The sequence below is a fragment of the Nostoc sp. FACHB-892 genome (genome assembly GCF_014698795.1).
Lineage (GTDB): Bacteria > Cyanobacteriota > Cyanobacteriia > Cyanobacteriales > Nostocaceae > Nostoc.
Genome location: NZ_JACJTR010000021.1, coordinates 1 through 13,144, shown reverse-complemented (window position 1 = coordinate 13,144; position 13,144 = coordinate 1). Strand labels below are relative to the sequence as shown.

Here is a 13,144-nt window from a genome sequence, read left to right as displayed (position 1 = left end):
TGCGAATTGCGAATTGCGAATTATTTAAGCCTTTGCCCTTAACGTTTTGCTGACAAAACTTGGTAAATACTTAAATAAATCATCAACTATGGCATTAGCTGATAAAATACTACCAAAAATCCAATAACTAGAATCCACACTATAAGCTCGCTGATTCTGTACTACATTCAATGTTTTCCAAAGACGAGTATTCTGATATTTTTGGAATAATTCTCTAGCACCAGGATCTACCGCGACAAATAAAATATCAGCATCAAGTAAGTCTATACGTTCTAAATTCAGAATTACCAAAGTATCATTAGGGTTTTTAATTAACTGACTTTGAGCATTTGGCATAGAAATACCCACTTCTTGTAAAATACTACCAGGGAATGAAAATTGAGAACGAAACTCAGGTAGTTGAACTTGTCCATGAAAACGGCTGACAGATACTTTTAATGTATTGATTTGATTATTTAGGGTAATTCGCAATTTTGTTAATCGCTGTTCGTACTCAGCCAGAAGTTTTTCAGCTTGCTCCGCTTTATCTAATACTTTCCCAATCTGCCGAAAAGATTCTTGCCATTTAGCATGAACATATTTAAATTGAACTGTAGGGGCTATTTTTGAAAATAATTGATAGGTTGCAGAATTGATACCGAATAAGCTAATAATTAAATCTGGATGTAAATCTAATATTTTCTCTAAATTAAACTGATGTTCTTTGCCTATATAATTTACATTACCCATTTTGCTCTTGAGAAAAATAGATTTACTAGCTACATAAGCTGTATCAGCCGCACCTATAGGTTTCAATCCTAATGCTATTACATCTTCTAACGCAACTTGATCTGTAACAACAATACGCTGCGGATTTAGAGGTATACAAGTTTCGCCTAATTCATGCTTAATTAATCGGCATTCTGAATTGGATGATGCTCTATCTGGCAAATTACTATGACAAGCAATAGTTATGAAGCATGAAACTGCGATCGCTACAAATAGCTGAAGGTAATAATAAAAATGCTTTTTCATTATTTACTTATATATTTTATCACGATTAAGTATAAGTAGGAAAGGCAAAAAGCGGTGTGGATGTTCATCCCGCTTTATTGCCGTTGTGTTACGGCTATGTGATAATTTGAGCATTTGCAGTTTTATAAATTAGCCGTAATGCACTGCTTGAATGTACCTTACAATCCAACATCAAAATTCAAAAGAAATAGTTCCTAAAACAGTAAGAGGTGCTGCGGGAACAATGAAAAAGCTCTGAGACTCGTAGTATTTGGTGTCAAAAAGATTCTTAAAATTGAGAGCAGCACGCCAATTATCCCGTTTATAGAAAATACTGGCATCTGTTCTAACATACGAAGGAATTTTCAGATTATTGGGTAAACTCGCCTCTCGTTCGCCAACGTAAACAATACCAAGTCCTAATCCCAAACCCTGCAAATTACCTTGTTGCAGTTCGTAGGTAGTCCATAAACTCGCACTGTTGTAAGGTACACCTGTTAATCTATTATTCAGTAAGTTTGAGTTTGGATCATTATCTTGGCTGATATAAGCATCAGTGTAAGTATACGTGCCAATAATTTTCCAGCCAGGGAGAATTTCCCCAACAACATCTAACTCTAAACCTCGGCTTTTTTGTTCCCCTACTTGAATTTGGAAATTGTCATCTTCCGGGTCTGTAGTCAAAACATTTTTCTTAGTTATATCAAAATAAGCTAAAGTTGCTGATAAACGCGTATCAAAAAACTCCTGTTTAATCCCAACTTCAAATTGTTCTGCGGTTTCTGGTTGAAAAGGCTGGTTATTGCGAGATGTGCCAAATATTTGGGGGTTAAAAGAATTTGTCCAACTAGCATAAACTGAAGTGAAATCAGTCGGTTGATAAACTATTCCAACCCGTGGCGAAAATTCGGAATCTGAATTTTCATTATAGCTTGTGCCAGTTTCTACATCTCGATAAAAGGAATCAACCCAGTCAAAGCGACCACCAGCCAGTAATTTAATCTGAGGTATCAGTTCAATTAAATTCTGAAAATACAGTGCAATATTATCTCCACCATACTCCTCATTAGACCTGCTAAGAGACTCTGGTGCTTGTGCGCCATAAACTGGGTTAAAAATATCTAAGTCGGCGATGTCTCCACTCAAGAGATCGTAGGAGTATTTGTAACTAGACAATTCCAATCCTACAAGAACATTATGGCGAATTGAACCAGTATTAAATTTGCCACTAATTTCATTTTGAAATGACAGGTTATTTTGCTCTTCATCAACATTGCGATATCTTCGTGCTACATTACGTCCGTCCTCTCTGATAAACCTTGGTTGCGCTCCTCTAGTATTACCGTTAACGTTAATAACGTTGAAAGCCTGACGAAATTTCCAGTTATTGTTGTAACCAAATTCACTGTCTAGTGAATAGGTGAAATTATTAGATGTTGCTTCACCTCTATTCAGGTTAGGTTCACCTAAAAACCGATTGATAGGGAGGTCAAAAACTACTTGATTATCGGAAGAAAAACCTCTATCAAAAGTGTAGTCATACTTTTGATATTCATAACCAAAGGTGAGATTTGTCCGTTCTCCGGCTTTGACGGTAATAATTGGTGCAATAAAGGTGCTTTCATTTTCTACAAAGTCACGGAAACTTTTGGCGTTTTCGTAAGCTGCATTGATCCGGTAGAGTGCTGCGCGATTTTCTAAGAGGGGGCCGGAAAAATCAATTGATGTACGGTAAAAGTCGTTGTTACCAATAGTACCATTAATTTGATAAAAAGGGTCTGCGAGTGGTTTTTTCGTAATAGTATTAACGACACCACCGGGACTGGTTGCACTACCATACAAAACTGATGCAGGGCCTTTGAGAAATTCTACACGCTCAATATTAGCTACATCACGGGGACTAAAAAAGCCAAAATCTCTAAAGCCATCACGCAGGGTTTCAAAGCCTGTAGAAAAACCGCGAATAAAGTAACCTTGAGATGCCAGTCCACCATAAGTTTCTTGAGGACGTACACCACTGACATTATCTGCTAGTTCATTAAGTCTGATTACTTGGCGGTCTTGAATGACTTCTTTAGGTATTACCTGCACCGATGCTGGAACATCCCGCAGTGGTACATCTAATTTTGTGGCGGTTGATGCTTCCGTGGCTCGATATGTATCTTGTTCACCTGTAACTACCAGTTCAATAGGTGCATCAGTCTCATCTGTTGGTTTTGTTATGGGAGTTTCTGTAGTAGGTTTATCCTGTGGTGGCTGTTGTGGTGTTTCTGGTTGAGATGCGGAAGGTGTCGCAGGTGTAACACTTAAAATTAAACCTGCATCACTATCAAATAGTTCATAAGCGGGTGTTCCCACTTCTCCCGTGACAGTGATTCTAATAGTGTTACTGTCTTGGTTGACAACTGTAACTTCAGCAATACCCCCAAGCGGTCTTTCTTGCCGAAATGTATTTCCTGATGGCAAACTCAGTTGAGCATTAGTAATATCAACAATTAAGCTATTACCCGAACTGCTATTTGCTACTTGCAATTGTTCGCCTTGCTTAGTCTCTAAAATTACTTCTACACTTTTATCTTTAGTATCAATTCGCACTCCATTGACAAGAATTAGAGATTGAGGTGCTGATGCTTGAGATAGTAATCCTTGAGAATTTGCAGAGGTACTACCGCGTTCAGATAAGGGACTATTCCCACTCCCCCAAGCAGGTTGTGCAGTAACTAATACCCCTGCTAACCATAAACCCATCAATAATTGCGGTTGTCTCCTCATATCTCCTCACGTAGAAAAGCCTCTATCAACATCAAAGGCTCTAATTGTTATAGCTAAGAATCTTTTTCAAGAAGCTTAATCTATAATCGATTTGATTTTGAAGGTATGATTGAACCCAAAACGGATTTTTTTGAACCTCAAACGGATTTTGATAATAAATTGATAGCAAATAGCTGTATATCAATTAATTTTTAAGCTCTAAGTAACAAATCATAGGATTTAGGATTAGTGCCAAATTGCTTGCGGAAAGCTGTGGCAAAATGGCTTTGATTGGTATAGCCAACAGCACGCGCCACTTCTTTGACATTCATTTGACCCTCTAAAACTAATTGGCGTGCTTTTTCCATCCGTTGTTGGTGTAAGTAGCCAAATGCAGTTGTACCATATACTTGGCGAAAGCCTAGCTTGAGCTTGTAGTCGTTCAATCCTACTTGCCTAGCTAGTTCTAGTAAGGAAGGAGGACTATCTAGATTTTGGCTTAAAATTTCCTTGGCATAATGAATTCTATCGATATCATCTCCTTTTAAGGCAGTGACTTTTGTAGAACTATTTTCTCTAGTGGCTAATTGTTCCAGTTTCAAGGCAACTAATTCTAAAGATTTACTTTCTAAATAAATTTTTTTCGTTAAACCTGTAAAGGGACAATTGATAATTTGTTCAAGAGCAACGCGCATTTCTGGAGTAGTATGATCAATTTTAAAATATGGCTCTTGACTAGTTTTGATGACATTTTTCAGGATTTGCGGCGATATAGAATTTAAACCACCTGGAATAAAACTATTAATTAATTCGGAGGATTCGGTATGTATATCTACCTTTAAAAGTCGTTGCGATCGCAAGAATTCTGATTGCTTAGTTTGTTGGACAGCACCACTCTGAAAGAAATTTTTTCCGGCATTAATATTATTCCAATACCCTAAGAGATGAAATCCAAATTCTAGCCCGCCAACATAACTATCTGAAAAGTTTTTTTCTATAACTAAATCATCCTGGAACTCAGCATCAATAATTAGTAAATTAATGTCCCGCAGTTCAATCCAACGTTCATATCCACTGCCAAATTGTTTAGGGCATATATTAATAATATCAGATGGATCTGATGGGTCTGGTTGTCTAGTGTTTTGATTGCTTTCTCTCCACAACTCTTGGTAATCTACCAGTGAAATAATATTCGCCATGTCCTACTCTATACAACACCTAATACCAATTAACTGAGAATACTATAGATAAAAATTCTCAATTATTTTTGAAACTTAGTGTATCAGAATGTAACAGTGTTGTCTACCGAGATGGGCATCATCAAAAAGGCGTGGAAATCACAGATGCGATCGCATCTGTGATTTGAGCAATATTACTAGAATTTCTAAAGTTTGAACAAGTTAACTAAGGTTTACACTACTCAATTGAACTCTATAGTCTCAACAAACTCTAAAATACTCTCCTTGATATCTTCAGCCTCTTCTTCAACGGAATCGGGAGTTTCGCCGTTAATAAAGCTGTGCTGACTACTAACTATATACAAAAATTCACCACTGATAAAGGTAAGTAGCCCCCGGTACGCATCTAATCTCATAGCAGTTCCATTATTTTCCTGCTTAGAAATCGTTGAACCTTTGGGCATATCGATTAACACGTAGTAAGCGCCTCGCAAAGTGTCTTCCAGATATTCGGTATACTCTACAGAAGCATCTGGTACATTGGCAAAAATCGCCTGGGGTACATACTTGTCTACTAAAATTGTTTGTAAATATTCTTCTTGTCCAACAGCTTCCAGTTCCTCTAACTGTTCTAAAGGGAAAGGATAATAATCGATTCTCAGTAAAGTACCGATGTCATCAGAAAAGCCAACTACTCCTTCCTGGCTTTGAATTCTGCCGCCTTGCTGCGGATCAACCGGAATCGGTACAGTAAAATTACCTAAAGGAGATTGATATGTCTGGTCGCTAAAATCTTCTATGACTACCGTCTCATCTTCATCATCTGCATCTTCTTCCTCAAAAGCTGCAATTACCTCCTTGATAATTTCTTCTGCTTCTTCATCTTCAAGTTCCAAAGCCGTTTGTAGCTTTTTGAGGTAGGCTTGTTTCGATTTGGGAATAGCGAGTTCTTCGTCTAAAAGCACTATCACTCCAGCTGCAAAACCATCCAGCACTAATTCATCCGATAGAGATACTTTGGCGGCATTAAACAGAGGCCCAATTCCCTCTTCTTCTATAATGCCTATGAGTCTATCAACTATTTCAGCGATTTCATCTTCTGAGTATTCCTCGAAGACCTCGAATTCCCAGAGGATACCCGCTAAACTTTCTGCATCTACATCTTCAATAGATGAATCAGCGATCGCCGTGACAGTTGCGATCGCCGCCACCGCTTCCTCTGGACTTAGTGATTCCTCTGATGTCTTTGGTGAGTTAAAAACCTTGTCATATTTTGTCATAATTGCTACCTGAATTAATTGGTTGATAGTAATAACAGATTGAAAGTGACAATGGTCAGTTTACCAATGGAGCGAATCTTCTAGAGAAAAAGTTAGCTAATAAGTGGTTTACTCAGTATTGCTTAGGTGTAATAAAACCTTTTAGACAGCTAATATCCGGCACTAATTAAATCTTGTTTTGACACTCCCCGCTCTAAAGAGACCGAGATTCTTGGCTCACTGACAAAACTTGCTCAAGCAGGTTTTCACCAACCGGAGTAGAGGCTTCATCTCCCCAAGCGTTACTTGCATCTAGTGCAAAGGTTCCGGTATGCCCTACCGTACCCAATCCCCGACTAAGGATGATTCTCGCTGCATTTTCGTCCCTATTCATTACACAACCACACAAACATACGTGCGTTCTAGTGGATAGTGTTTTCTTCACAAGTTCACCACAGCGAGAGCATTGCTGGCTACTATATTGCGGATTAACCGCAACCGTGACTCGTTTAAATACCTTTCCAAAGTACTCAACCCAGACACGAAACTGATACCAAGATACGTCATTAATAGACTTAGCTAAACAATGATTTTTCACCATGTTTTTAATCCTCAAATCTTCATAGGCAATCAAGTCGTTAGACTGAACTACGCACCGTGCTAATTTCACAGCATGGTCTTTACGTTGCCTACTTATTTTGAGGTGGCGATTTCCTAAAATCTGTCTTGCCTTGCCTCTATTCTTTGAACCTTTCACCTTTCTGGAAACACGACGCTGTGAACGTTTGAGAATCTTTTCGCCTTTACGCAGAAACTCAGGATTCTCAATCATAGCGCCGTTGGAATCGGTGTAGTATTCCTTCAAACCGACATCCAGACCAACTGTATTGCCAGTCGGTTCTATGTTTTCAGAACGGTCTACATCAATGCAAAATTGAACATACACACCATCGGCACGTTTTACTAATCTTACCCGTTTTATCTGGTTGACCTGGTAGAAGTGCAAATCACCAGTACCCTTGAGCTTTAATCGTCCAATACCTTTTTTGTCAGTAAAGGTGATGGATTTTCGATTGCCTGCAAGCTTCCATCCTGACGTTTTGTATTCAACAGAACGACAATCTTTCTGGAATTTGGGATATCCTTTTAGACCAGAAATGCCCTTCTTGCAGTTGTCATAAAACCGAGAGATAGAAGACCATGCTCGTTCAGCAGAAGCTTGACGAGCCATTGAGTTGAGTTCATTAGCAAACGGAAAATTGGCTGCAAGCACAGCGCAGTATTTCTGCAAGTCATTTTTACCTGTACCTTTAAAGTCCATCCATAGCCGAATACAGCTATTGCGGATGAACTTTGCAGTCCGAATTGCATCATCTACCGCTATAAATTGCGATGACTTCCCATAAGCTTTAAACTCAAAAACTAGCATAGCCTATACCCCCGCACTTTATACTACCATGTTGGGTATAAGATTCATTAAAAATAGAATAAAAAGCCGTCCTAGAAGGACGGGGCTTTAGACCCCGTTTTTCGGTAAAAACTTAAAGCAATTACCGTTAATAAGTACTATATTCTTTTGTTTTTATCCTCTGACAAATGAATTATGTCTACCGATAGAATTATAAACTAGCTAGCGATAGATACTTACACCGTGGGTGAGATGTCACTATACCAATATTTGTAGTAGCACTCAATACTCAAAACATTGTACTGTTGGTTCTACAAATGTGAATTAGATTAATTTTGAGTTTTTTTATGATAAAAACCCCTGCATCTCAATTTTCACCAGATCAATACAAAGTTGATTCTGCACAAGAAAAAGTAGAAGCTCTTATAGAAACATCACCATCAGAAACTGAGATTGACCTAGAGTTTCTGTACACTAGAGATATTGAATTTCGTCAGGAAACCATTTACTTTCTTGTAGTTGATCGCTTTTATGATGGCGATCCAGATAACAGCGAAGGTGCAAACTCAGAACTGTACGATCCAACTAGACAAGATTGGGGTAAGTACTGGGGTGGTGATTTGCAAGGTGTCATCGATAAATTAGATTATCTCAAAAACATGGGAGTTACCGCCCTTTGGTTAACTCCTCTGTTTGAGCAGGTTGAAGAGTTATTTGTTGGCAATGCAGCGCTACATGGCTATTGGACAAAAGACTTTAAGCGGCTCAATCCTCGGTACATTGCTGATGGGGAGAATCCTTCTTTAAACGCTACCCAAGAAGAAAAAAATACGACCTTTGATCGGTTAGTTGCGGAACTGCACAAGCGGAATATGAAGCTGGTGCTGGATATTGTCTGCAACCATAGCAGCCCTGATACTAGCGGTAGCAAAGGCGAATTGTATGATGATGGCGTTAAAATTGCTGATTTTAATGATGATGTCAATCATTGGTATCACCACTATGGCGAAGTGCAAGACTGGGAAGACGATTGGCAAGTACAAAACTGTGAGCTATCTGGTCTAGCAACTTTTAATGAAAACAATACTGAATATCGGGAGTATATCAAGTCAGCAATTAAACAATGGCTCGACCGGGGTGTGGATGCACTGCGGGTAGATACTGTCAAGCATATGCCCATCTGGTTTTGGCAAGAATTTACTGGCGATATGAGCAATCACAAACCAGATGTATTTATTTTTGGTGAATGGATTTACAGTAATCCTAGTGACGATCGCTCAGTGGAATTTGCCAACCACTCAGGCATGACACTGCTAGACTTTGGTTTGTGCGTGGCAATTCGAGCCGCACTGGCGCAAGGTTCAGAAAACGGATTCCAGACAATTCAATACATTTTTGACCAGGATTATCGCTACAAGGGGGCAACAGAGTTAGTTACCTTCATCGATAACCATGATATGTCCCGCTTCCAATCGCTGAACCCCGATCCAGCGATGTTGAAGGTTGCGATCGCCTTAATTATGACCTGTCGTGGCATTCCCTGTATATATTACGGCACAGAACAGTATCTGCATGACGACACCGACGGCGGTAACGACCCATATAACCGCCCGATGATGGAAACTTGGGATACCGAGAGCGAGATTTATCGTTGCATCAGGCTGCTGTCTGGACTACGGCGACTAAATCCCGCAGTGTCAATGGGTAGCCACTGGCAAAAATACTTAACACCTGACATTTACTGTTATGTGCGTCGCTATCGTGACTCCGTGTGTTTTGTAGCTTTAAACCGGGGAGGAGAAGTTACTCTACCAGAAGTAGAAACAGAATTGCCCGATGGGGAGCATACCTGCGTAGTGACTCGCAATAAGTATGAAGTGAAAGACGGCAAGATTTATGACCTAGTACTAGAAGAACGAGGGGTGCTTGTTTTCAGCCACGTTGGGGAACGCATCAGAGCACAGACAATTGTGCGCGTGCAACTCAATGGCGTGGATACCCAACCCGGCGAAACTATTGTGGTAACTGGAGATTGCCCAGAGTTGGGTAACTGGGATATCAGTAAAGCGTATCCTTTAGAGTACATCAACCAAAATACCTGGTCTGCTGAGATTCCCTTTGATGAGAGTGCTGGTAAGCTGATTGCTTATAAATATGCCATGTGGCGAGAAGGGCGATCGCCTCTGCGGGAAAATTTGGTAAATCGCCGTTGGGTGATTGCCAAAGAAGGTACTGTAAAATGGCGTGATACCTGGGCATCGGGAAGAGAATCGTAGAAATATAGAATGAAGAGTGAAGGATTAAAATTTTGATTCTTCACTTTTTATTATTTATAAATTTTAAGTAACAAAAAATACACAAATAAGCGTATTTAGCCGCAGTGTGCGCCATAGTGTAGTAGTTAGATGCTTTAGTAATTTTGTACTGATGAGACTCTTCTCCTACTGCCTACGTTATGATGATGGCGCGGCTCCTAACCCATTCTGGGAACTTTGCACTCTCGCAATTTGCAAGCCTGTTATCCGACGAGCCGCAAACATTGGAGATTGGGTTGTAGGACTTGGCTCTACACAGTCACCAATTGGGAATATTACCGATTGCATTGTATATGCAATGCAGGTAACGGACAAAATGACATTGCGAAAATACGACGAGTTTTGCCGAGTTCATTGTCCTCACAAAATTCCAAAGTGGAACAGCGAAATATTTGAGTATCGTGTTGGTGATTGCATCTATGATTACAGCCAAGGAGAACAACCAGTATTGCGACTAAGTGTTCATGACATCAGTAATCAAGAAACAGATTTAGGCGGTATAAATGTTTTGATGTCACGGCACTTCTACTACTTCGGTGACAAGACTGTTCATTTACCTGCTTTGTTCACTCCACTTGTTCATAAAAACCAAGGACACAAATCGACAGCAAATCAGCCATACATAGATGAATTTGTTACTTGGATCAATAATTTAGGTTACACGCCTAACCAATTACATGGTCAACCCCAACTCAAAAAGGAATATACTTTAGAACGAGATATAAGCAGTTGCCGTCCCCAACGCGACCGACAAGATGACAAAATTGATAAAAGGAGTAATTGCTAGATTACTTTTGGAAAATTAGTTGCGGATCAATTGTAGGATGCGTTAGCGTCAGCGTAACATATCAAGTTGGCTCTTTTGGTGCATTACTTGTAAATCGTCGTTGAGTGATTACGAAAGAAGGCACTGTAAAATAGCGTCATACTTGGGTATAGGGAAGAAAATGGTAGAAATTTCAGATATTCAGCCGCTACACCTCTATGTATGCGATACCCTGATTTCTAAATACTTCTTCAATATATTTTAGTTTACAGTGATCTGGATCACACCACTCTGTAATTAAAAATAGGTAATATCAAGCAGATAAGCACCCAAAACTGCTAAAAAGAGGGACAAAAGGCTTTAGCTTTTACGATATAAAAGAATAGATGATATCTTTATGAGCGCTAAAGTCAGCAGTTTTTAATACTTACCAACCAAGTCATCAAAAAAATGAGAAAAAGGTAAATGGTAATGTTAGACCTATTACTGAAAAATGAATTAAGTGCTCCAAAGAAAGTAAAATTTAAAAATGAAATTTTTGCACGAGTTCAAGGTCGAAATCTAAAAGATTTAAATGACGAAATAGATTTTTATAAAACTGAATTACTTCCCTATTTTATCAAGTTGAGCCAACATAATCCTGTTTTCAGTGTTACGGAACAATTACGGCTTTTAGTGGGTGTTTGGACACCAATCTGGTCTACCATATCGTTTCATGAAAGTTTACCGAAAAGAATACAAGAGCAGTCGTTCCAAATTTTTCAGCAAGATGGTTATTGTGGCAGTGTAGCTCGCTATATAATGGGAAAAGAGCCGGATTCATCCCAGAACTTTCAATCAACATTACCAGCTTATGATTTCATGTTGATCCAAAAATATGAAGTTCAAAATGGTAGATGGTATCTTCAGAACATTGATAGGTTTCAGGCTTTTAACAATAGAGAAATTCCTCTAACTTTAGAATCAGTTTGCAACTGGTTTACTCATGTAGTTAACAATAAAGTCAAACTGAACGCCTCAAAAGGGGTTTTACCTAAAACTCTAAAATCAGAAAATATAGAGATAAATGATGTTAATGGATTTCAAAAAACATCCATAGTAACTTCTCAAGTGTTTGAGCATTTATATATAGATAATGACTTGCGGCTTGTGAAAACTCAAACAGATGCCTCACATTTACCTAGTTATACGATTGCTGTGAAGAGGCAATAAAAATAATAATTTCTGTAAATCGAAAAGTTTTCTCAAGACATTCCACTGTGAATATCGTTCACAGTTTGACCATAAACAGAGATTTAAGGGAGATAAAGCTTATATGGGAGAGGATTTAATTACCACTCCAATTAAGAAACCAAAAAATCGGAAATTCACAACTGAACAGAAAGCAAAAAAAATAAGGCATTTTCAGCCAAACGAATTTTTGTAGAACATCGCATACGTTCAGTCAAAATATTTCGATTAGTCCAAGAACGATTTAGGTTAAACTTCCAAAAGTATGCTGAGGTAATTCTGACCATTTGTGGACTAGTAAGATTCCGAATTGGAACGCTAAGTATTACCAACATTAATACATCCACTGACCTCAGGCTAAAATTTATGCATATAACCTAGATATTTTGACCTAATTATCAACATCAAATATCTCAAAGCCTGATTTTATCGTACCTTTTAGCTAATTCATGATAATTGCATTTACGTCTTATAAGCTAGTGATACAAAGGCTTTGATTGTTTTCGGAGATGTCTATTTGATTCAGACAACGATTGCCAAATTCTTGTTCAGCTAGGAGTCCTATAGGAAAAATGTAAATAGGAACTATAATGCAATTAATAGGCTAACAAACAGCATAACATAATACAATTATTTTGTAAAAGGAAAAAACTCAATGCCTTTTAATTTTAATAGCGATGATACGTTTAGTAGTCAAATTTTGACTGATGATTACACAATACTGAGCGGTGACTTAACCAATCCGATTGTGGAAGACTATAACGGCGATGGTAAAGATGGCTTGATTTTCCCAGAAATAATAGGTGGAGATCCTCTTGACGATCTCCTGGCAGTTCAAGACGATGATATCTTTAATGGCGATGACACGTTTAGTAGTCAAATTTTGACTGATGATTACACAATACTGAGTGGTGACTTAACCAATCCGATTGTGGAAGACTATAACGGCGATGGTAAAGATGGCTTGATTTTCCCAGAAATAATAGGTGGAGATCCTCTTGACGATCTCCTGGCAGTTCAAGACGATGATATCTTTAATGGCGATGACACGTTTAGTAGTCAAATTTTGACTGACGATTACACAATACTGAGTGGTGACTTAACCAATGTGATTGTGGGAGACTATAACGGCGATGGCAAAGATGACTTTATTCGCCAAGAAAAAGGTGCATATGCTGTTGACGAGTTCCTGACGGCTCAAGTCTATCTCTTTAATGGAGATGGCACCTTTGGTAGTCAACTTT

10 protein-coding genes are annotated in these 13,144 nt (G+C 38.6%); 5 read left to right on the top strand and 5 right to left on the bottom strand.

Going from position 1 to position 13,144, the window contains the following annotated elements:
• Positions 1–24: 24 nt before the first annotated feature.
• The 5 genes from H6G96_RS24165 to H6G96_RS24145 all read right to left on the bottom strand — a co-directional run bounded on the left by H6G96_RS24165 (position 25) and on the right by H6G96_RS24145 (position 7,610).
• On the bottom strand, positions 25–1,014 hold the full coding sequence (locus tag H6G96_RS24165; protein ID WP_190914229.1) for an iron-siderophore ABC transporter substrate-binding protein: 990 nt from the start codon (positions 1,012–1,014) through the stop codon (positions 25–27).
• A 171-nt stretch (positions 1,015–1,185) separates the two neighbouring features.
• Positions 1,186–3,765, bottom strand: coding sequence for a TonB-dependent siderophore receptor (locus H6G96_RS24160; RefSeq protein WP_190914226.1), 2,580 nt, complete (start codon positions 3,763–3,765; stop codon positions 1,186–1,188).
• Positions 3,766–3,956: 191 nt separating this feature from the next.
• Positions 3,957–4,943: an AraC family transcriptional regulator gene (locus H6G96_RS24155; protein WP_190914224.1), complete on the bottom strand. Its 987-nt coding sequence runs from the start codon at positions 4,941–4,943 to the stop codon at positions 3,957–3,959.
• 221 nt (positions 4,944–5,164) lie between these two features.
• Positions 5,165–6,202: a hypothetical protein gene (locus tag H6G96_RS24150; RefSeq protein WP_190914222.1), complete on the bottom strand. Its 1,038-nt coding sequence runs from the start codon at positions 6,200–6,202 to the stop codon at positions 5,165–5,167.
• A gap of 193 nt (positions 6,203–6,395) precedes the next feature.
• Complete coding sequence (locus H6G96_RS24145) at positions 6,396–7,610, bottom strand: RNA-guided endonuclease TnpB family protein (RefSeq protein WP_190914220.1); 1,215 nt, start codon at positions 7,608–7,610, stop codon at positions 6,396–6,398.
• Between the two features lie 326 nt (positions 7,611–7,936).
• On the opposite strand from H6G96_RS24145, the gene H6G96_RS24140 reads away from it, so the two are divergent.
• The 5 genes from H6G96_RS24140 to H6G96_RS24120 all read left to right on the top strand — a co-directional run.
• Positions 7,937–9,865: an alpha-amylase family glycosyl hydrolase gene (locus H6G96_RS24140; protein ID WP_190914218.1), complete on the top strand. Its 1,929-nt coding sequence runs from the start codon at positions 7,937–7,939 to the stop codon at positions 9,863–9,865.
• A 151-nt stretch (positions 9,866–10,016) separates the two neighbouring features.
• Positions 10,017–10,691 carry a hypothetical protein gene (locus tag H6G96_RS24135; RefSeq protein WP_190914216.1) on the top strand — a complete coding sequence of 225 codons (675 nt, stop codon included), beginning with the start codon at positions 10,017–10,019 and terminating at the stop codon, positions 10,689–10,691.
• A 450-nt stretch (positions 10,692–11,141) separates the two neighbouring features.
• Entirely contained in the window at positions 11,142–11,882 is a 741-nt protein-coding gene (locus tag H6G96_RS24130; protein WP_190914214.1) for a hypothetical protein, read from the top strand.
• A gap of 204 nt (positions 11,883–12,086) precedes the next feature.
• The gene (locus tag H6G96_RS41540) at positions 12,087–12,281 is read left to right on the top strand and encodes a hypothetical protein (protein WP_347242277.1); all 195 of its coding nucleotides are present in this window, start codon (positions 12,087–12,089) and stop codon (positions 12,279–12,281) included.
• A gap of 367 nt (positions 12,282–12,648) precedes the next feature.
• Positions 12,649–13,144: hypothetical protein (locus tag H6G96_RS24120; protein ID WP_199339727.1), on the top strand; the 496-nt coding region annotated here is incomplete at its 3' end.